The sequence below is a fragment of the Sphingomonas sp. GCM10030256 genome, assembly GCF_042666415.1.
In the GTDB taxonomy this organism is placed as follows: domain Bacteria; phylum Pseudomonadota; class Alphaproteobacteria; order Sphingomonadales; family Sphingomonadaceae; genus Sphingomicrobium.
In genome coordinates this window covers 847,623-867,795 of the sequence record NZ_JBHTDI010000001.1, presented here as the reverse complement: position 1 = coordinate 867,795, position 20,173 = coordinate 847,623, and the positions used below count along the sequence as shown (strand labels likewise).

At 67.6% G+C, this 20,173-nt stretch carries 19 protein-coding genes; 7 read left to right on the top strand and 12 right to left on the bottom strand.

The window, feature by feature from the left end; genetic code table 11:
• Positions 1 to 10 precede the first annotated feature (10 nt).
• The 7 genes from queF to hflK form a co-directional block, all read right to left on the bottom strand.
• Complete coding sequence (gene queF / locus ACFQPG_RS04155; RefSeq protein ID WP_380810497.1) at positions 11 to 457, bottom strand: preQ(1) synthase; 447 nt, start codon at positions 455 to 457, stop codon at positions 11 to 13.
• Positions 457 to 2,493, bottom strand: a complete 2,037-nt coding sequence (locus ACFQPG_RS04150; protein ID WP_380810496.1) for an OPT family oligopeptide transporter — start codon at positions 2,491 to 2,493, stop codon at positions 457 to 459. Before ACFQPG_RS04150 ends, queF begins: the two co-directional genes overlap by 1 nt.
• A 103-nt stretch (positions 2,494 to 2,596) precedes the next feature.
• A complete protein-coding gene (locus ACFQPG_RS04145; RefSeq protein ID WP_380810495.1) occupies positions 2,597 to 3,802 on the bottom strand; it encodes a M20 family metallopeptidase in 1,206 nt (401 codons plus the stop codon).
• A gap of 67 nt (positions 3,803 to 3,869) precedes the next feature.
• Entirely contained in the window at positions 3,870 to 5,507 is a 1,638-nt protein-coding gene (locus ACFQPG_RS04140; RefSeq protein WP_380810494.1) for a helicase HerA-like domain-containing protein, read from the bottom strand.
• Positions 5,508 to 5,558: 51 nt separating this feature from the next.
• Positions 5,559 to 7,106, bottom strand: coding sequence for a Do family serine endopeptidase (locus ACFQPG_RS04135; RefSeq protein ID WP_380810493.1), 1,548 nt, complete (start codon positions 7,104 to 7,106; stop codon positions 5,559 to 5,561).
• A 105-nt stretch (positions 7,107 to 7,211) separates the two neighbouring features.
• Positions 7,212 to 8,051 carry a protease modulator HflC gene (gene hflC, locus ACFQPG_RS04130; RefSeq protein ID WP_380810492.1) on the bottom strand — a complete coding sequence of 280 codons (840 nt, stop codon included), beginning with the start codon at positions 8,049 to 8,051 and terminating at the stop codon, positions 7,212 to 7,214.
• Positions 8,048 to 9,139, bottom strand: a complete 1,092-nt coding sequence (gene hflK, locus ACFQPG_RS04125) for an FtsH protease activity modulator HflK (protein WP_380810491.1) — start codon at positions 9,137 to 9,139, stop codon at positions 8,048 to 8,050. The genes hflC and hflK overlap by 4 nt, the downstream gene beginning before the upstream one ends.
• A gap of 93 nt (positions 9,140 to 9,232) precedes the next feature.
• Here hflK and ACFQPG_RS04120 point away from each other — a divergent pair, with 93 nt between their 5' ends.
• Genes ACFQPG_RS04120 through ACFQPG_RS04105 form a run of 4 tightly spaced genes read left to right on the top strand, consistent with a single transcriptional unit; the run spans position 9,233 to position 11,169 of the window.
• On the top strand, positions 9,233 to 9,478 hold the full coding sequence (locus tag ACFQPG_RS04120; protein ID WP_380810490.1) for a type II toxin-antitoxin system CcdA family antitoxin: 246 nt from the start codon (positions 9,233 to 9,235) through the stop codon (positions 9,476 to 9,478).
• Complete coding sequence (locus ACFQPG_RS04115; RefSeq protein WP_380810489.1) at positions 9,478 to 9,771, top strand: CcdB family protein; 294 nt, start codon at positions 9,478 to 9,480, stop codon at positions 9,769 to 9,771. Before ACFQPG_RS04120 ends, ACFQPG_RS04115 begins: the two co-directional genes overlap by 1 nt.
• Positions 9,771 to 10,709, top strand: coding sequence for an Mrp/NBP35 family ATP-binding protein (locus ACFQPG_RS04110; RefSeq protein WP_380810488.1), 939 nt, complete (start codon positions 9,771 to 9,773; stop codon positions 10,707 to 10,709). Before ACFQPG_RS04115 ends, ACFQPG_RS04110 begins: the two co-directional genes overlap by 1 nt.
• Positions 10,710 to 10,737: 28 nt before the next feature.
• Positions 10,738 to 11,169 carry a CoA-binding protein gene (locus ACFQPG_RS04105; protein ID WP_380810487.1) on the top strand — a complete coding sequence of 144 codons (432 nt, stop codon included), beginning with the start codon at positions 10,738 to 10,740 and terminating at the stop codon, positions 11,167 to 11,169.
• Here ACFQPG_RS04105 and ACFQPG_RS04100 read toward each other — a convergent pair.
• The 4 genes from ACFQPG_RS04100 to ACFQPG_RS04085 form a co-directional block, all read right to left on the bottom strand.
• Positions 11,166 to 12,512, bottom strand: coding sequence for a TldD/PmbA family protein (locus ACFQPG_RS04100; RefSeq protein ID WP_380810486.1), 1,347 nt, complete (start codon positions 12,510 to 12,512; stop codon positions 11,166 to 11,168). The two genes, ACFQPG_RS04105 and ACFQPG_RS04100, sit on opposite strands and share 4 nt — an antisense overlap.
• Before the next feature lie 78 nt (positions 12,513 to 12,590).
• Entirely contained in the window at positions 12,591 to 13,514 is a 924-nt protein-coding gene (ubiA, locus tag ACFQPG_RS04095; protein WP_380810485.1) for a 4-hydroxybenzoate octaprenyltransferase, read from the bottom strand.
• Between the two features lie 38 nt (positions 13,515 to 13,552).
• Positions 13,553 to 14,263 (bottom strand): hypothetical protein, encoded by a 711-nt coding sequence (locus ACFQPG_RS04090; protein ID WP_380810484.1) that lies wholly within the window; start codon positions 14,261 to 14,263, stop codon positions 13,553 to 13,555.
• Between the two features lie 91 nt (positions 14,264 to 14,354).
• A complete protein-coding gene (locus tag ACFQPG_RS04085) occupies positions 14,355 to 14,651 on the bottom strand; it encodes a PspC domain-containing protein (protein WP_380810483.1) in 297 nt (98 codons plus the stop codon).
• A gap of 161 nt (positions 14,652 to 14,812) precedes the next feature.
• Here ACFQPG_RS04085 and ACFQPG_RS04080 point away from each other — a divergent pair, with 161 nt between their 5' ends.
• Both ACFQPG_RS04080 and ACFQPG_RS04075 read left to right on the top strand, forming a co-directional pair.
• On the top strand, positions 14,813 to 15,547 hold the full coding sequence (locus tag ACFQPG_RS04080) for a 16S rRNA (uracil(1498)-N(3))-methyltransferase (RefSeq protein ID WP_380810482.1): 735 nt from the start codon (positions 14,813 to 14,815) through the stop codon (positions 15,545 to 15,547).
• Between the two features lie 12 nt (positions 15,548 to 15,559).
• Positions 15,560 to 16,930, top strand: a complete 1,371-nt coding sequence (locus ACFQPG_RS04075; RefSeq protein WP_380810481.1) for a glutamate--cysteine ligase — start codon at positions 15,560 to 15,562, stop codon at positions 16,928 to 16,930.
• Between the two features lie 28 nt (positions 16,931 to 16,958).
• On the opposite strand, the gene ACFQPG_RS04070 is transcribed toward ACFQPG_RS04075, so the two are convergent.
• Positions 16,959 to 19,118: a penicillin acylase family protein gene (locus ACFQPG_RS04070; RefSeq protein WP_380810480.1), complete on the bottom strand. Its 2,160-nt coding sequence runs from the start codon at positions 19,116 to 19,118 to the stop codon at positions 16,959 to 16,961.
• 35 nt (positions 19,119 to 19,153) lie between these two features.
• Here ACFQPG_RS04070 and pip point away from each other — a divergent pair, with 35 nt between their 5' ends.
• A complete protein-coding gene (pip, locus tag ACFQPG_RS04065; RefSeq protein ID WP_380810479.1) occupies positions 19,154 to 20,122 on the top strand; it encodes a prolyl aminopeptidase in 969 nt (322 codons plus the stop codon).
• Positions 20,123 to 20,173 lie beyond the last annotated feature (51 nt).

Here is a 20,173-nt window from a genome sequence, read left to right as displayed (position 1 = left end):
TTCCTTCCTGTCAGCCGCGCCCCCGGTAGGATGCGACGCCCTGGTCCGGGACCCACAGCCCGGCAGGCGGTTCGCTCGATTGCCAGAAGACGTCGATCGGAATGCCGCCGCGAGGATACCAGTAACCGCCGATTCGCAGCCAGCGCGGTTTCATCTCGTCGAACAGGCGCTGGCCGATGCCGACGGTCACGTCCTCGTGGAAGCCCGCATGATTGCGGAACGCGCCGAGGAACAGCTTGAGGCTTTTTGATTCAACGATCGTCTCGCCCGGGGCATAGTCGAGCACCAGGTGCGCGAAGTCGGGCTGGCCGGTGACCGGGCACAGGGAAGTGAATTCGGGCGCGGCGAAGCGGACGAGGTAGAGCGCGTCCGACCGGGGATTGGGGACATAGTCGAGCCGCGCCTCCTGCGGCGAGGAGGGCAGCGCGCTGGTCTTGCCGAGGTGCAGCGGTTCCATCAGCGGACGTTTGCCTCCCGCTGCATGACCTCGTCGGGATCGTGACCGGCGGCAGGCGGCGTCGCCGCGGCAGTGCGCCGGGTCCAGGTGTACAGCCAGGCGATGGCACCCGCGAACAGGGCGATGCCGAGCGGTACGGCGAGCGCCCATTCCTCCATGAGTGCCAACGGCGTGTCATTGTCGGTGGCAGCGACGATCCCGGCGAAGGCGACCCCGAACAGGCTCTCGCCCACGATCAGGCCGGTGGCCATCAGCACGCCCAGCCGTTCCTTGAACTCGAAATTGCCGCTGCTCTTCGCCCATCGGTTGTAGAGGTGGCCGAGCAGCGCTCCAATTGGGATCAGCAGGGTCAGCGCCATGGGCAGGTAGATGCCCATGCCCACCGCCAACGGCGGCAGGCTGCGCCCCTTGCCGCTGCGGCGGAGAAGCTCGTCCGCGATGATCACAGCAACTCCGATTCCCGCGCCGAGCCCGATCAGGTTCCAGTCGAGGCTGCCCCCCAGCACGCCCTGCGCAATTGCCGAGATCAGCGCCGCCTGCGGGGCCGCCAGCGCATTCTCGCCGGCGCCGGGTGCACCCTGGAAGCCGAAGGCGTCGTTGAGGAGATCGAGGATAGGCGGGATGACGATTGCGCCGAAGATGACGCCCAGCACCAGCGCGACCTGCTGCCGCCATGGCGTCGCGCCGACCAGCTGCCCGGTTTTGAGGTCCTGGAGATTGTCGTTGGAGATGGTCGCGATGCCGAACACGATGGCCGTCACGAAGAGAGCGAACGCGACCAGGCTGCGGGTGCCCTCCGCATCTACTCCGTTGGCGAACAGCGCAGCAAGGATCAGCGAAATCCCGAGCACCGCAAGAATGCCGACCCCGGAGATCGGGCTGTTGGAGGCGCCGATCAGGCCAGCCATGTAGCCGCACACGGAGGCGATGATCACCCCGGCGATCAGGATGTAGCCGATCGACAGCGAGATGGTCGGAACCGGGTTGGCCGCGATCGGACCGCTCTGCGCGAAGGCGGAAAGGAGCAAGGCGATCGGGATCATCGAGAAGAGGATGGTGCCGAAGATGATCCCGATCGGAAGGTCACGCTCGGTCAGCGCCAGGCTGTCCTGCCCGCTGGCCTTGCGCGCGCGGCTGGCAGCGATGGCGCTGGTCACGCCGCGGGTGATCGGGCCGAGGATCTTGAGCAGGGTCCAGATGGCGGCGACGCCGATAGTGCCGGCGCCGATGAAGCGGACCTTCTCACGGAAAACGGTGCCGACGAAGTCCCCAAGTTCCGTTCCGGCCGGGATCGGGGACGCTCCGGTCAGCCACGGCACCAGCACCGCCCAGCTGATCAGCAGGCCGATGAACATCGCGATGCCGACGGCCAGGCCGACGAGATGGCCGACGCCGATCAGCGCCATCGACAGGCTGGTCGAAACCGTGGTGGCGCCGGCGCCGAAGCGGAAGCTGGTCGCGGCTTCCGCGGCGACAATCTTTGTCTGGGCGAGGATCGCATAAGCGGCGCTGACCAGCGAACTCATCACGATGGCGGCGAGGCCCTTCTTGTTCTCCTCGACGCCGCCCACGCCCGCGCCGACCTTGAGCACTTCGGCCGCGGCAACGCCCTCTGGATAGGGCAGGTCCGACCCGGTCACCAGCGCGCGGCGCAGCGGGACCGAATACATGACGCCGAGGATGCCCCCGATGGCGATGATCGCGACGCTCAGCCAATAGGGAAAGCCGGTCCACCAGCCGACCATGACCAAGCCGGGCAAGACGAAGATGATCGCGCTCAGCGTGCCCGCGGACGAGGCGATCGTCTGGACGATGTTGTTCTCCTGGATCGTGGCGTCACGCACGAAGCGCAGCACCGCCATGGAGATCACCGCCGCCGGGATGGAGGTGGCGAAGGTGATGCCGATCTTCAGGCCGAGATAGACGTTCGCGGCGGTGAACAGCAGCGTCAGGATCGCGCCGAGGACGATCCCGCGAAGGGTCAGTTCCTTGAGCGGCATGGCTGCCGGGACGGCGGGGTTCACGGCAGTGGCCATTCAATTTCCTCGTCGTTGCGAGCGTAGCGAAGCAGTCCAGTTTGCTTCTGCCTAGGGAAAGTCATTGGATTGCTTCGTCGCTACGCTTCTCGCAACGACGAAATCAATCCCAACCGCTCGCCAGGAACCGCGTCGCGATGGCGCAATGCAGCGCCACCCCCCGGCTGAGCCAGTCTTCGTGCACCGTCATGCGGCCGTTATGGATCGGCGCGCGGCCGGCCGCTTCCTCCCCCGGAGGAGCGACGCCTAGGAATGCCATGGCGCCCGGAATCTCGCGCAGGACGTAGGCGAAGTCCTCGCCGCCCATGATCGGGGTAGGCATTTCGGCAAACTGGTCGGCGCCGAACAGCCCGGTCGCCACTTGCTCGATGAGGCGGACGGCCCGGGCGTCGTTGCGAGTCGCGGGATAGCCTTCGTCGATGTGGACGTCCGCGGTGCACTCGTGAGCCGCGGCGACCTGCTCGACAATGCGGCGGAAGGCGGCGCGGCCCTGTTCCCGGCGCTCATCGGAGAGGGTGCGCAGCGTGCCCTTCAGTTCGACCGCGGGCGGGACGACATTATAGGCGCTGCCCGCGTGGATGCTGGTGACGGAGATAATGGCCGGGTCATGGAATGGCACTCGGCGCGCGATGAACGCCTGCAGCGCAGTCACGGCTTCGCAGGCGACCGGCAGTGGGTCCAGCGTGTCGTAAGGCATCGCCGCATGGCCGCCCCGCCCATGGATGGTGGCGTTGAGCGCATCGGTCGAGGCCAGCAGCGCTCCGGCGCGGGTGGTGACGAGCCCGCCGGCGATGGTCGGGAAGATATGCAGAGCGAAGGCGGCGTCCGGACGCGGATCGTCGAGCAGCCCGTCGGCAATCATGTGTCGCGCGCCGTGGTAGCCCTCCTCGCCCGGCTGGAACATGAAGAGGATCGTTCCGGCGAGACTTGCCTGCTGGGCGCAGAGGATGCGGGCGGCGCTGGCCAGCATCGCGGAATGGGTGTCGTGGCCGCAGGCGTGCATGTGGCCGGGGACCTGGCTGGCGAACGGCAGGCCGGTCTCCTCCTCGATCGGAAGCGCGTCCATGTCGCCGCGCAGCAGCACGGTGGGGCCAGGCTGCGCACCGCGCAGAATCGCGACGAAGCCGCTGGTGGACGTGCTGTCGCGGATCTCGAGGGGCAGGCCGGCGATGGCGGCCTTCAGCTTGGCCGTGGTGCGCGTGCAATGGAGGCCAAGCTCCGGATCGGCATGGATTGCGCGCCGCAGGGCTAGGGTCTGGTCCTGCTCGGCCTCGGCAGCGGCGAGGAAGTCGGTGTTGAGGAGAGTCATCCGGTGGTGGTGCTCCTGACTAAGGGCAGAGGCAAGTATCTGTCCTTCCCGCGACGGGAAAGGGAGATCAGCCCTTCAGCAAGCCGCCGAGAATCCCCCGCAGCAGCTTGTTGCCGATCTGGCGGCCGATGCTGTTGGCGGCGGCCCGGCCGGCACTTTGCAGCATCTTGTCGGTCATGGTCGGCTTGGCGGCTTCGCGGGCGGCGCGTTCTTCCATCCGGCGGCGCTGATCGTCTAGGCGGAGGCGTTCGCGTTCGGCGCGATCGGCTTCACGGCGCGCGGCGGCGTCGGTGCGGAGCCGTTCCCGCTCCAGATGCGCTTGCTGCTTTGCTGCCAGCGCAGTCTGCTTCTGCGCTTCGGTTTCGGCCCGTGCAGCAGCCGCGGCGGCAGCCGCTTCGCCGGCGCGGGCGGCGAGCATCTCCTCGGCGCTGTGCCGATCCACGGCGTGGTCGTAGCGGCTGCCGATGGCGTCGGTCTGCACCAGCACCTGCCGTTCCTGGTCGGTGAGCGGGCCGGCCCGCGACGCGGGCGGCTTGATCAGGGTGCGCTCGACCGGGCTCGGGCTGCCGTCGGGCAGGAGGAGCGATACCAGCGCCTCGCCGACCTTGAGTTCGGTGATCGCGCTGGCCACATCGACGCCGGGGTTGGGGCGGAAGGTCTCCGCCGCCGAGCGGACGGCGGCCTGATCACGCGGGGTAAAGGCGCGCAGCGCGTGCTGAACGCGATTGCCGAGCTGGCCGGCGACCTTGTCGGGGATATCGATAGGGTTCTGGGTGATGAAGTAGACGCCGACGCCCTTGGAGCGGATCAGGCGAACGACCTGCTCGACCTTCTCCAGCAGCCCTTCGGGTGCATCCTCGAACAAAAGGTGGGCCTCGTCGAAGAAGAAGCACAGCTTCGGCTTCGGCAGGTCGCCCACTTCCGGGAGGGTTTCGAACAGTTCGCTGAGCAGCCACAGCAGAAAGGTCGCGTAGAGGCGCGGCGACGCCATCAGCCGGTCGGCGGCAAGGACGTTGACGATCCCGCGGCCGCTCTCGTCGAGCTTGAGGAAGTCCTCGAGCTCCAGCGCCGGCTCGCCGAAGAACAGGTCGCCGCCCTGGGACCGCAGCTGCAGGAGGGAGCGCTGGATCGCGCCGACCGACGGCTTGGAGACGTTGCCATATTCGAGCGTCAGCTCGGCCGCCCGTTCCCCGACGTGAACCAGCATCGACTGGAGGTCGTCAAGGTCGAGGAGCAGCAGCCCGTCGCGGTCGGCGACGTGGAAGGCGATCGTCATCACTCCCTCCTGAACCTCGTTGAGGTTCATCAGGCGGGAGAGCAGCAACGGCCCCATCTCGCTGACGGTAGTGCGGATCGGGTGTCCAGCCACGCCGAACAGGTCCCACAATTGCACCGGCACCGCGTCGTAGCGCCAGGCCGTGTCGCCGATCTCCGCGGCGCGGGCGGCGAACGGCTGGTGTGTGCCGGAGGTCGCCGATCCGGGCATGGCAAGGCCGGCCAGGTCGCCCTTCACATCGGCAACGAAGGTCGGGACGCCAGCCGCCGAGAAGCCTTCCACCAGCCCTTGCAGGGTCACGGTCTTGCCGGTGCCGGTCGCCCCAGCGATCAGCCCGTGGCGATTGGCCCGGCTGAGTTCGAGCCGCTGCGGCTGGAGCCCGCCGGGCCCCGCGCCGATGAAGATGCTGGTCGTGGGCTGGCTCGCCATTGGTCTCCCCTCCTGTAGGAGAGGAGACTTAGCGGGCCGGCCGCCGCCCGGCTAGCGGGCGCCGATCTCCACCCCAACGAACGCCTCCGGCGTTTGCCCGCGCTTGATCAGCAGCAGGACGCTGGTCCGACCGGCGCGGCGGGCGGCGTCGACCGCGGCGGCGACCTGGGCCGGGGCGGTAACCGCCTGGCGATTGACCGACAGGATCAGGTCGCCACGCTGGATGCCCTTCTCGGCGGCGTCGCTGCTCGGGTTGACGGCCGAGACCACCACCCCGCGCGCATCCGCTGGCAGGTTGGTCGCACGGCGGATCTCCGGCGTCAGAACCTGAAGCGACAAGCCGAGCGATTGGCTGCTCGGGACGGCCGGGGTGTTGTCGTTGGTGCCTGGCGTGTCCGGCACGCCGGACTGCCGAGCCACCTCGTCCTCCGTCGGGCGCTGGGCAACCACGGCCTGAACGGTGACCCGGCGGCCGTCGCGGATCAGGTCGATCGGCACCCGCGACCCGACGCCGCTGTTGGCGATCAGGTAGGACACGGTCTCGTCCGGAGTGACCTCACGGCCCCCGACGCGGAGGATAACGTCGCCCTGCTGGATGCCGGCGCGATCCGCAGCCCCGCCGGGCACGATGGAGCGGACCAGCTCGCCGCGATCCTTGGGCAGGCCGAGCGGTTCGGCGAGGCTCTCCTCCAGCGGCTGGAGGCCGACGCCGAGATAGCCGCGCTGCGGACGCTGGCCGCGGCGCAGGGAGTCGATCACGGGCTTGGCCAGTTCGGCCGGGATGGCGAGGCCGATGCCGACGCTGGCCCCAGTCGGCGAGATAAGCGCCGAGTTGACCCCGATCACGTTGCCGTTGAGGTCGAACATCGGGCCGCCAGAGTTGCCCATGTTGATGCTGGCATCGGTCTGGATGTAGCGGTCGTAGGCGCCAACCCCAGTGATCCCGCGATGAAGCGCTGAGATGATCCCGGCCGTGACGGTGCCGCCGAGGCCGTAGGGGTTGCCGATCGCCACTACCCAGTCGCCTACCCGTGAGCGGGTGGAATCACCCCAGTTGACGAACGGCAGGTTGCTGCCTTCGATCTTGAGCAGGGCAAGGTCGGACGGCTGGTCGCGGCCGATGATCCGGGCTGGAAATTCCCGCTTGTCCGGAAGAGTCACGATCACCTGGTCGACGGTTCCGGTTCCGCCCGCGCCCTGGATCAGGTGGTTGTTGGTAACGATGTAGCCATCGCCGGAGATGATGAAGCCAGAGCCCAGCGAGCCGGTCTCACGGGTGCGCTGCCCGTCCGTTCCGCCCTGACCTTGGCCCTGCCCGCCCGGGGCCTGGCCCTGCGGAACCGGGGCACCGAACCGGCGGAAGAATTCCTCCAGCGCATCGTTCTGCGTCCGCACCGGGACCCGCTGCTTGGTGGAGATGTTGACCACCGCCGGCTGCAGGCGCGCGGCAAGGTCGGCGAACGAGATGGGCGCGCCCTGCCGCGGCGCGAGGGCCAGCGGCGCATTCTGGGCGACCTGCGCCCCGACCGGGCCGGTAGCGACAGAAAAGGCAGTCCCGCCAATCAGCAGGGCTGCCGCGACACCATAGGCATAGCGCACTTTGGAAAACTCCTTCGGCGACGTCATACTCTTCCTCGACTGATAGGTCTTCATCCGAAACGCTAGGTCAAGCGCCTGAATGTGCATTGAACGTTCGCTCGCCAATCAGCGTGCCGACCTTCCCGAGAATTCCTTGAGGAACTCGTTTTGCGGCGACAGGACGATGGTGGTCGGTGCCGCCTTGTCCTGGCCTTCCCCCAGGAAGGTGGTCTGGTAGGCCTGCATAGCCCTGTAGAATTCGTAGAACTGCGGGTCCTTGCCGAAGCTTGCGGCATAGGTCTGCGCGGCTTCTGCGTCGGCTTCGGCGCGGATGATCTGCGCATCCTTGGCACCCTCGGCGCGGATCGAGCGCGCCTCCTGCTGGCGGGCGCTACGCATCCGTTCATAGGCCGAGTCCAGCGGAGTCCCGTCGGGCAGGTCGGCCTTCTTGATCCGCACGTCGATGATCTGCGCGCCATATTGCCGGGCGACGCGGTCGAGCCCGCGGCGGACATTCTCCATCACCCCCTGCCGCTCGGGCGACAACAGTGCCGCGAACGGCCGCTGGCCAAGCTCGTTGCGCAGTTCGGATCCGAGGATCGGCCGGAGCGCTTCGCTGACCCGGTCCTCAGAGCGGGCGCTGATCACCATCCGCAACGGATCGACGATGCGGTAGCGGGCGAAGGCGTCAACCTCGAGCCGCAGCTGGTCGGTCGAGAGCACCTGCTGCCGTTCCATGTCGACGTCGCGCACGCGCTTGTCGATCCAGACGGTGTTCTCGAAGAAGGGAATGCGCCAATTGATGCCGGCCTGCTGCCCGCCGAGGATCCGGTCCGGCTTGCCGAAGCGGACGATCACCGCCTGCTTGGTTTCCGACACCACGATGACGCTCGACAGCAGGATCGTCAGCAGGAACAGCGCGAGGAAGGCCGACAGCATCGGGCGGCGGCGGATGAAGTCGGTCATCGGCGGGTCTCCGCCTGCGGAACGCTCTTCTGCACCTGCGGCAGCGGCAGATAGGGAGTGACCCCCGGCGCTTCGACGATGGTCTTGTCCACGTTGCGGAGCACCCGTTCCATGGTCTCGTAATACATGCGGCGCCTCGTGACGTCCGGCGACAGGCGGTACTGCTCGTACACCTTGTCGAACGCGGTCGCTTCGCCCTGCGATTTCTGCCGGAGCTGGAGCGCGTAGGCGTTGGCCTGGTTGATGTAGCTTTGCGCTTCCTGCTGCGCGGCGGTGACCTCCTTGAAGGCGTCGTTGACCGCGGCGGGCGGATCCGCCTGCTTGATGGCGATGCCCTGGATCACGACACCGGAGCGATAGCTATCAAGGATGCGCTGCATATTCTCCTGCACCCGAGCTTCGATCTCGCCGCGCTTCTCACCGATCGCCTCGTCCAGGGTCACCCCGCTGATCACCGCGCGCATCGCGCTTTCGGCAACCTGCTGGATGGTTTCCTCCGGATTCTGGAGTTCGAACAGGTACAGTTCGGGATCGCGGATGTTCCACCGAACCGAATAAGCGATGTCGATGATGTTCTGGTCGCCGGTCAGCATCAGCGTTTCCGACGCGGTCGAGCCGAGGTCGATCGAGCGGATGTTCTCGACATCCACCTTCTGGACCCGCTCTAGCGGCGACGGCAGGGTTATGCCGATACCGGGGCTGAGCGTCCGACTGTAGCGGCCCAGCTGAGTAACCACGCCGCGCTCTTCCGGCGCGATCCGGTGCATCGACGTGAACACCAGCCACAGCAGGACGAAGGCGATTGCGGCCCAGCCGATCAGCGACCGGTTCGGTGCACGTCCCGAGCCGCCGCCTGAGCCGCCGAACCGTTCCCGGCTGCGCTTCAGCAGTTCATCGAGACTGTGGACATTGCCGAGATTGGGACCGGACGGGCGGCGAACCGGCCCGTTGCCCCACGGGCTTCCCGGGCGCGGCGGCTCGCTGCCGCCGGGCCTGGTGCCGTCATCGGATCCGCTGGGACCCCACGGACCCTTGCTGTCCGCAAACAGGCCGCGCGTCCACGTAGCCCACCCCGCAATCATGCTCATGCGGCAGATATAGATGCGGTTGCGGGGAAAAACAGTGGGGCGCCGGAACAATCGCCATTGCGCAGGGTCTATGCGCATGTCAGATGCGCAGGCATGGCGATCATGAAGCCCGTTCAGAGCCGCAAGCGAAGTACAAACGTTTCCCTGTCGGAGGATCTGGTCAGGCAGGCGAAGGAATTTGGCGTCCCGGTGTCCACCGCCTGCGAAGAAGGTCTCGCCAAAGCAGTCAAGGTGGAGCGCGAGCGCCGCTGGATCGAGGATAACAAGGCCGCGTTCGAGTCATGGAACCGTTATGTCGCGGAAAACGGCCTTCCGCTCGCCCGATACCGCACCTTCTGATGGCCCAGTTCGATGTGCATTCGCTCGCCGATGGCGGACTCGTGGTCGACTGCCAGGCGGAGGTTCTGCGGTTCCTGCAGACACGCTTCATCGTACCCTTGCTTCCCGCAGGTCTGGTGCTCGAAACACCCGGTCTCAACCCGACCTTTGTTCTCAACGGGTCCGGGATGAGCCTCTACCCACAGGGTGCAGCCAACATCCCGACTGCCGAGCTTGGCGCGTTGATCGGCAGCCTTGCCGATGAGCAACACAAGGTGATGAACGCAATCGACATGCTTCTGGCGGGTTTCTGATGTCGGTCCCGTCCTCCGACAAGAGCCGCATCCGCTCTCAAAAAGTCACCGACGGCGTCGCCACGCTGGTTGTCGATGCGACCGGCCTTTCGACGGGCGAGCGTTCCGCGCTGGAAGCCCGGCTTCGCGCCTCGGCACTCGCCGAGCCCGGCGTCCGCGACGTCCGCATCGCGCTCACCGCCTCCAAACGGGGCCGAACGCTGATTGCCATCGGCAGCGGCAAGGGAGGCGTCGGCAAATCCACGCTGGCCGCTAACCTGGCGGTGGCGATGGCGCGGATGGGGCACAGGGTCGGGCTGATCGATGCCGATATCTACGGCCCCTCGCAGCCGCGCCTGCTCGGCACGAGCGAGCGGCCGGAAGCCAAGGACAAGCAGCTTATCCCGGTGAAAGCCCATGGGGTGAAGCTGCTGTCGGTCGGACAGCTAGTCAGCGAAGGCCATGCGCTCGCCTGGCGCGGGCCCATGGCATCAGGAGCGCTGACGCAGCTGGTCGAAGGCGACTGGGGCGACGCCGACATCCTCATCATCGACCTGCCGCCGGGCACCGGGGACGTGCAGCTCTCGCTGATCCAGAAATCGCGGCCGGTGGGAGCCGTGATCGTCTCCACGCCGCAGGACCTGTCGCTGATCGACGCCACCCGCGCCATCGACCTGTTTCGCAAGACCGACGTGCCCGTGCTCGGGATCATTGAGAACATGGCGGGCTACCAATGCCCGCATTGCGGCGAGGCGTCCGACCCGTTCGGCTCCGGCGGCGCGGAAGCCGCGGCGGCGGAACTCGGCATTGCATTCCTCGGCCGGCTGCCCCTGTCCGCCAGCCTGCGCGTCGCGTCTGATGCGGGGGAGCCTCCCGCGGCCGGCGACGGACCGGCTGCCGCCGCCTTCGCCGACCTCGCCCGCAAGGTGCTGGCGGCGGTGGAGCCGGCGGGTCGCTGAAGCATTGTCGCGCCATAAGGAGAACGCCATGCCGCTGACCCGCGACGAAGATATCGCCGACCTGCTGCGCTCGGCACGCGTGATTGCCGTGGTCGGCGCATCGGACCGGCCGAGCCGTGCCTCCTATGGCGTCATGAAGGCGATGCAGGACCGTGGTTTCCGGATCATGCCGGTCAATCCCACCATCACCGGCGAGCATGTCCACGGCGAATATGTCTGGCGCGAACTGGCCCAGATCGGAGAGCCGATCGACATCGTCGACATCTTCCGCAAGCCGGAGGAGGCTGGCCAGGCGGTCGACCAGGCGATCGCGGCGCGGGCCAAGGCGGTCTGGCTTCAGCTCGGGATCGTCAATGAGGAAGCGGCAGCCCGAGCCGAGGCGGCTGGGCTGAAGGTGGTCATGGACCGCTGCATCAAGATCGAGGCGGCGCGGTTCGGAATCGAAGTGGGCGCCGCTTAGGCCGACGCCACCGTCATCTCCGGTACCAGCACCGTCGGGGCGTCGATGCCGCGGCGGTAATGAAGGTCGCTGCCTGGCTCCAGCGTGGCGAACATCTGCTGGAGGGTGGAGGCGATGGTGATCTCGCTGACCGGCGGGCCGATCTCGCCCCCGCTCACGAGAAAGCCGGCCGCCCCTCGAGAATAATCGCCGGTCACTCCGTTGACCCCCTGCCCGATCAACTCGGTGACGAGGATTGCGCGCGGAAAGGTGCCGAGCAACTCCTCACGGCTGCGCGGTCCAGCCTGGAGCGACAGGTTGCTCGGTCCTGCGCCGGGCGCTCCGCTGACCCCGCGGGAGGCGTGGCCGGTCGGCTGGATGCCGAGCTGCCGGGCGGCGGCACTATCGGCCAGCCACGTCGTCAACACCCCGTCGGAGACGAGGTCCATCGGTCGGACCGGCAGCCCCTCGCCGTCGAAAGGGCGGGAGCGAAGACCCCGGACGCGAAGCGGATCGTCACGAATGATGATGCCGGGGGCGAACACCCGCTGGCCGAGCTTGTCCTGGAGGAAGCTGGTCTTGCGAGCGATGCCCGAGCCGGTGATCGCCGCGGTGAAGTGGCCGAGCAGCGACGCTGCCACGCGCGGGTCGAACAGGATGGCGTAGCGCCCGGGCTCCGGCTTGACCGGGCCGACCCGCGCCGCTGCGCGCTCCCCAGCGCGGCGGCCGATCTCTTCCGCGTTCTCCAGGTCGGCAAGGTGCCGCGCGCTGTGGAAGGCATGATCGCGCTGCATCGCCGCGCCGTCGCCGGCGATGACGCTGGCGGAATTGCCGAAGCCGGACGCGCGATAGGCTCCGGCAAAGCCGCCGGAGGTGACCAGGGCCACCGTCGAGGACGAAGCGGAGGCGGATGCGCCATTGCTGTTGCTCACACCCCGAACCGCGCGACTCGCCTGTTCGGCGCTGAGTGCGCGGGCGCGCAGGTCCGCAGGGCTCGGCTCAGCCGGATCGAACTGATCGAGATCGGGCGCCATCTCCCGCAGGAGAAGATCGGCCGGAGCCAGGCCGGCGTACGGGTCTTCCGGTGCCTCGCGAGCCATGGCCACGGCTCTGCGGACCATTTCCTGGAGAGTTTCGCTGCTGAGGTCGGAGGAGGCGACGCTGGCCGAGCGCTGGCCGTCGAACACGCGAAGGCCGATCTCCTGGCCTTCCGAGTGACTGACGTCCTCCAGTTCGCCGAGCCGGACAGACACGTCGCTGGACGCGTCCGCGACGACCATCGCATCGGCGGCGGTGGCGCCGGCCTTGATGGCCTGTTCGACGATTCGGGCGGCGATGTCGCGGGCGTTGTCCGGGGTTAGCATGGAGGCGTCATTGCGAGGAGCGCGGCGACGAAGCAATCCGCTTTTCCTTGTCGCCGGTGAAAGTCTCCGATTGCTTCGCTACGCTTGCAAGGACGAAGACAACCCCACCACCAGCATGGCCACGAACACCAGCAGGCCGGTCGTACGGTTCGATCGGAACAGCTTCAGCGCGCGCTCGCCATCGTCGGCATCGGCATTGAGCGCCTGACCCATCAGGTGCAGCGCGGCGGGAGCCAGCGCCAGCAGCGCCAGCCATTCCGGCCGAACGCTCCAGATCGCCGCGCCCCACAGCAGCAGCGCGAGACTGTAGAAGATGCCGATGCCGAGCGGTGCTTGGCGGCCCAGGCGGCGGGCCGACGACCGAACACCGACCAGCGCGTCATCCTCCTTGTCCTGGATGGCGTACAGCGTGTCGTAGCCGATCACCCACGCCACGGTGCCGGCGTAGAGCCACAAGGCGGGCGGCTCGACGGCTCCGGTAACCGCCGGCCAGCCTACCAAGGCTCCCCAGGAGAATACGAGGCCAAGCCAGGCCTGCGGCCACCAGGTAATGCGCTTCATGAACGGGTAAGCGGCGACCAGCACGACACTTCCGAGCGCCACGATCTGCGCCACCGGCTCCAGTTGCAGCAGAACGATGAGCCCGACCAGGCACAAGGCGACCGTCAGTCCCCACGCCGCGCTTAGCCCGGCCCGGCCGCTCGCCAGTGGACGGAGGCGGGTCCGCTCCACCTGCCGGTCGAGGTTTCGGTCGACGATGTCGTTGTAGACGCAGCCCGCACTGCGCATCGTGAACGCCCCGATCGCGAACAGGGCCAACAGATCCCACCGTTCCCAGACCCCGGCCAGCGCGACGCTCCATGCGCACGGCCAGAACAGCAGCCAGGTGCCGATTGGCCGATCCACCCGCATCAGCGAGGCATAGGGCCGCAGCGGCCCGGGCAAGGCGCCGATAAGCCCGCGGCGCTCGCTGTCAGGAACGGTGTCGCTGGCGATGTCCATGCCGCCGTCTAGCGCGGCGAGGCGCCCGGCGGGAAGCGTCAGTGCAGGCGCGGGCTGTCGTCGGTGAGATGGTCCTCGATCCGGCGACGCAGCGCCTGATGCTCGGCATGGTGGCCGTGCGCCACTTGCCGTTCCCGCTCGCGGCAATCGGCGGCGAAGCGGCCGACGAGGTCGATCAACTCATTGGTCGCCTCGGTGCGCTCCCGCGGGTCGGCGGGCAGACAGGCGAGGCCGGAATCGATCAGCTGCGGAATACGCTTCTCGATCAGGATCCGAAGTTCGTGCACCTGCGGATCGAGCGACTGGGTGGGAAGTTGCTCACGGGTGCTTGCGAGCTGGCTGCACAGGGCATGGACCTCCTCCGCGCGATAGCCGGCGAGGCTTCGCAGCTGCACCCAGCTCTGTCCGCCGACCGGAGCCAGGCGGCGCTGCTCCTCGAGCTGCCAGACGCGCTCCGCCCGCCCGCGCCGCCAGCCGGCGATGCCCGACAGCAGGATGAAGGCGGGGATCCACAGCGCGATGGCGGCGACGAAGGTCACCAGCAATTGCAGGAACCCACCGTCGGTCGCCATCGCGCCCACGGCGATGCCGCCAACGGTGGCCAGCGCGCCGGCCGTGGCGAGGCGCAGCAGGATGCGGATCGCGCGATGGGTCGCGGAAATGGCCATGTCCGCAGCGCCCGCGGCAAGATCGCCCATCGGTGTGCCCGGAGGCGGAGGGAAGCGATGCGCGAACGTCATGCGGGTCATGGTCCGGGATAGATGGGGTTTCTCCTGCCCGATCAACAGACTTGGCGTCATGGCACGGCTCGATTGGCTTGGGCTTGCGACGAACGCGGGCCTACGCCGCCTCCGCATATTCGCGCAGCGGCTCGTCCGCACGCACCTGGATTGCGGCTGGGGTCACAGCAGTGTCCGCAGCAGCGACCGTCCGGTCGGGAAAGACCAGCCGCGACAGGAGCACGACCACCCCGAGCCCGAAATAGACGGCAACTGCGTAGAGCGGCTGCCATGCCATGGGCACCGCAAGCAGGAGCCGCAGATAGGTCGGGTTGAAGCCGAAGTCGTCGCCGATCGCCTGACACACGCCGAGCAGATTGTCGCTGCGGAGCGGAAGCGGAGTGCGTTTGTCTGACATGTCGATCCTACTCAATGGAGTTGTGAAACACGTTAAGCAGGGTTCATGCCAACCGCACGGAAACGCGGTTTTCCAAGGCGTTACAGCCGCGGCGGCTCCTGACTGCGCGGCGGACTCCGCGACAGTTTGGGATTCAGCACCAACGTCGGTAGGTGAAGACCATGCCCGCGACCCCCGCCTGGCCGCCCCGGTCCCTCCCCCGCCTCTTCGTTCGCAATCCGCTTCATCAAGGAGCCCGGATCGAGCTGGATGCCGGCCAGGCAAACTATCTCGGCAACGTGCTGCGGCTGGGGGTCGGAGGGGAGGTGCTGCTGTTCGATGGCATCTCGGGCGAGTGGCTTGGCCGCATCGCGGAGGTGGGCAAGAAGCGGATGAGCCTTGCCGTGGAGCAGCGCACCAAGCCGCTCGAGCAGGTGCCCGACCTGACCCTCGGCTTTGCCCCGGTGAAGCGGGCGCAGGTCGACTGGCTGGTCGAGAAGGCGACCGAATTGGGCATCGCTCGGCTGCAGCCGGTGCTGACGCAGCGGACTATCGTCGAGCGGGTCAAACTCGAGCGACTGGAAGCGATCGCGATCGAAGCCGCGGAGCAATGCGGCCGGACCTTGTTGCCGGCGATTTCCGAGCCGGTGACGCTCAAGGCGTTGCTGGCCGATGCGAACCGGGCGCTCTACTTCGCCGACGAGACCGGCGGTGCGTCGGCTGCAAGCATGTTCCAGGCGGGACCGGCGACGATCCTGACCGGACCCGAGGGCGGCTTCACCGACGAGGAGCGTGCGGCGATCCGCGCCCTGCCCCACGCCCGCGCCATCTCGCTCGGTCCGCGGATCCTCCGGGCGGAGACGGCCGCACTGGCGGCGGTGGCGGCCTATATGGCGCTTGCCGGAGACTGGCGCTAAGCGCCGCCGCGCATGACCACGCGCACCGACACTTCGCCCAGCCCGCTCATCGAGAGCCGCGACGACCTGCTCTCCGTCTTCGCGGGCGGGGAGAAACCGATCGAGCGGTGGCGCATCGGCACCGAGCATGAAAAGTTCGTGTACCGCACCACCGATCATCGCGCGCCGTCGTGGGACGAGCCGGGCGGCATCCGCGACCTGCTGCTCGGGCTAACCGAGTTCGGCTGGCAGCCGGTGGAAGAAGGGGGCAAGGTGATCGCGCTGACCGGCGCGGACGGCACCATCAGCCTGGAACCAGCCGGGCAGTTCGAGCTTTCGGGAGCGCCGCTCGCGAATTTGCACGAGACCTGTGCGGAAGCGGCGCGGCACCTCAAGCAGTGCAAGGCGGTCGGCGACCGGCTGGGCCTCGGCTTCCTCGGCCTTGGCATGTGGCCGGACAAGCGCCGCGACGAGCTGCCGATCATGCCCAAGGGCCGCTACAGGATCATGCTCGACCACATGCCGCGGGTCGGCACACTGGGGCTCGACATGATGCTTCGGACCTGCACCATCCAGGTCAACCTCGACTATTCGAGCGAGGCCGACATGGCCAAGAAGTTCCGGGTCGGGTTGGCATTGCAGCCAGTCGCCACGGCGCTATTCGCGAATTCGCCGCTGACGGAGGGCAAGCCCAACGGCTACAAGAGCTTCCGCAGCCATATCTGGGAAGACACCGACCCGCGCCGCACCGGCATGCTGCCGTTCGTGTTCGAGGACGGCTTCGGATACGAGCGCTACTGCGACTATGCGCTCGAAGTGCCGATGTACTTCGTCTACCGCGACGGCCGCTATATCGACTGCGCGGGCGAGAGCTTTCGCGACTTCCTCGGCGGCAAGCTGCCGCAGATGCCCGGTGAAAAGCCCCGACTCAGCGACTTCATCGACCATTTGTCGACCGCTTTCCCGGAAGTGCGGCTGAAGAGCTTTCTCGAGATGCGCGGCGCCGACGGCGGGCGTTGGGGGCGCATCTGCGCCCTTCCCGCCTTGTGGGTGGGGCTACTCTACGACGAGGCGGCGCTCGACGCGGCGTGGGACCTGTGCCGTCACTGGTCGATCGAGGAGCGGGAACAGCTTCGCCACGACGTTCCCCGGCTCGCGCTGGAAACGCGCGTGCCGGGCGGCGGGACGATGAAGGAGCTTGCCGGGCGGGTGCTGGAGATTGCCGCCGCCGGCCTCACCGCACGCGGGCGGCTGAATCCGGCCGGAGACAATGAGGGTGGCTTCCTCGACCCATTACGCGAAGTGGTGGCGAGCGGCGTCACCCCGGCCGACCGCATGCTTCAGCATTATCACGGTGCCTGGGGTGGCGACGTGCGGCACGTCTACGAGGAACTGAGCTTCTGACCGCGCTCTTGGCGGACGCTCAAAGGGTCTATTCGCCCGGGCGATACGTCCGCCTGGTGTGTCCCTTGAGCTGGTCCGGATAGAAGTACACGTCCCGCAGCGCCCCGGCCGCATAGCGCGCCGCCTGGTCGTTGAAGTGCGGCGAGGCCGGATCGCCGCTCGCCCCGCCCGCGTTCACCGCCCGGGCCCGCACTCGCGGTCCGAATTCGACCACCGCCACGAAACTGTTGCCGCTGGTGCCGTACCACCTCTTCGTCCCCGTCTTCGGCCCCGATCCGAAGGACGCCAACGACCCGTAATTGCCCGAAGCGAACGGGACGGGAATGCTGGGCGCCGCATCGCTGAACGGATGGTCGATCACGGGCGAGACGCGCTGGAAGCGGTTGATCTCGCCCCACGGCACCTGCCAGCGGCCGAAGTCCCGCCGCAGCCGCCCCACGGCGTCGCCGAGCGCGTCGAGCTTGGCGCCGGCACTCGTGTCGCCGGCCAAGCGCATCATGCTGACGTTGCGCGGCTCGCCGGCCGGAGGAGCCAACCGTCTGAGCAGCGCGTCTCCAAAGAAAACCGCAAGGGACTGGGCGACCGACGCCGCGCTCCATCGTGCGTCCCAGCCTCGCAGGACGCCAATCGGCCCGGCGAGCCTGGCCCGCCGCGCATCGCCTTTCGGCAGCGCATCGTAAGCGGCGATCAATGGCGGGATCAAAGCTGCAAAGCCCGGCTGCTGGCTGTCGTAGGCGGCGGCTTGAAGCCGGTCGAGCGTCCAGCCGCGGCTTCCCGTCAGCAGCTTCAGCGCATGGACCCCGCGCCAGTTCTCGCCGAACTGATCCATGTAGCCCGGAAAACGCTTCGGGTCGGGACTATCGGCGCCGGCAGCGCGGTACGGCCAGGTGTTGGTGTTCTGCACCCAGCCGCTCGGGGGCTTGATGCTGTTGGGTAGCTCACTGACCGAATGCAGCGAGGCCCAATCCGTTGCTGGGTTCAGCGGGATGGGTCGGCGGTAGTCGTAGCGATCGCTGCGGCGCGGGACGAACTGCGGGTGGAGGTAGGCGACCGCGCCGTCGCGATCCGCGAACAGCGTGTTGTTGGAGCTGTTGGCCTGCAGCCGCGCAACCGCAAGAAACTCCGCCAACGTCTTCGCCTTGGTGCGGAGGAAGCTCTGCTGCAGCGCGGGCACCGGCCGGTCCATCATCGCAAAGGCGATCCAGCGACCCTGGTCGTCCCGTTTTACGATCGGCCCGCGATGGGTGCGCCAGGTCGTGAAGCTGCGCTCCGCGAGTTTGCCGTCTGCGGTGCGGTAGCGGATCGAGACTGGCCGCGCACCTAGCGCTCGAACGCTGCTGCCGTAGCCGTAGCTCAAGCGGCCACCGACCCGCTTCGGCTCAATCGTGAACTCGTCGACGCTGTCGACCCCGCTCGACGTGTGCATCCAGCCGGCATGGGCGTTGAACCCCTGGTAGATGAAAAACTGGCCCCAGGTCGCCGCACCATAGGCATTCAGCCCCTCCTCGCTGGTGACCTGCTGCTCGGAGCGGAAGAAGAAGCTGGTGTGCGGGTTGATCAGCAGCAGCGCCTTGCCATCGCGGGTCAGCGGGGGTGCGATGGCGACGCCGTTGGAGCCGCGCGGTTCGGCGTCGGGGGCCGCATATGCTGCCCTTTGTGCGCCCGAGTAGAACGCCTCGAGAGCCTTGAGGTCCATACGCTCGATGTCGCCGCCGATGCTGCCCTCGGTAAAACTCAGCGCCATCCACGGCTCGAAGCGGGTCAGGACACGAGGGGTCACTTTGCGGTGAGTGGCGAGATAATAGTTCAGCCCGGCGGCCCAGCTGTCCATCAACTTGCGGAGCCACTCGGGGCTGGCGGCATATTGCGCCCTCAACTCGGGCTCGCTGACGTACAGGCGGGCGCGCAAATCCTGCCAGATCGCTTTCTCTCCGTCCGCTTCGGCGGTGCGGCCGAGAGCGGTCAGGTAATTGGCTTCGATGCGCGGGAAGTCGTCTTCGGCCTGCGCGTAGATCATGCCGAACACCGCGTCGGCGTCGCTTCGGCCGCGGATGTGCGCAATTCCCCAATCATCGCGGACGATCGTCACGCGCCTTGCCTGCGCCCTCCACCGCTGCAGCTCGGAGGGCGGGGCGGCGAGCGACGGGGCGGCAGCAAGAAGGGCGAGGAGGGGCAGGACCATACGCATGGCCAAAGGCTAGGCGAAACGGCTATTGCGCGGCAATGACTCAACTTCGCACACTCTATCCCCCTGTCGAGCCGCATAGGTCTGGGATGCTGGAAGTGGGCGACGGCCACAGCATCTACTGGGAGCAGTGCGGCAATCCCGCCGGCAAACCGGTGATATTCCTGCACGGCGGTCCCGGCGGGGGGTTCAGCCCCGATCACCGGCGGCAGTTCGATCCTGATCGCTACAACATCTGGCTGCTCGACCAGCGCGGCTGCGGCCGCTCGATGCCCTATGCGAGCCTGGACGCCAACACGACCTGGCACCTGGTGGAGGACATCGAGAAGCTGCGCGGGCTGGCCGGCGTGGATAAGTGGATGGTGTTTGGCGGCTCGTGGGGATCAACGCTGGCGCTGGCCTACGCCCAGACCTACCCGGAGCGGGTCACGGAGCTGGTGCTTCGCGGCGTGTTCCTGTTCGACCGGCAGGAGGTGGACTGGCTCTACAAGGAGGGGGGCGCGGCGGCGGTTTATCCCGACAAATGGGATGAGTTCGTCAGCCTCATCCCGCCGGACGAGCGCGGCGATCTGGTCGCGGCCTACCAGCGGCGGTTGACCTCGGACGATGCCGACGTCCGGCTTGCCGCGGCCAAGGCGTGGGCCAGGTGGGAGGGTGAAACGGTTACCCTGCTGCCGAGCGAGGACACGCTCGAAGAGTTTACTGAACCGCGCAAGGCTGTCGCAATCGCGCGCATCGAGAACCACTACATGGCCAACGGCGGCTGGCTGGAAGAGGGCCAGCTGCTGCGCGGCGCGGCCAAGCTGCGCGGCATCCCCGGAGTGATCGTCCAGGGCCGCCACGACATGTGCACCCCGCCGCTTGCCGCCTGGCGGCTGAAGCAGGCGTGGCCCGAAGTGGAGCTGGAGATCGTCCCGGACGGCGGGCACCTGTACAGTGAGCCCGGCGTCCTCGACGGTCTGATCCGGGCGACCGACCGGCTTGTTGCGTGCGAGCAACAATGCTAGTGCAAACGACTATGTTTCTGGAAAGCCTCAGGAAAGTGCTTATACCCGCGT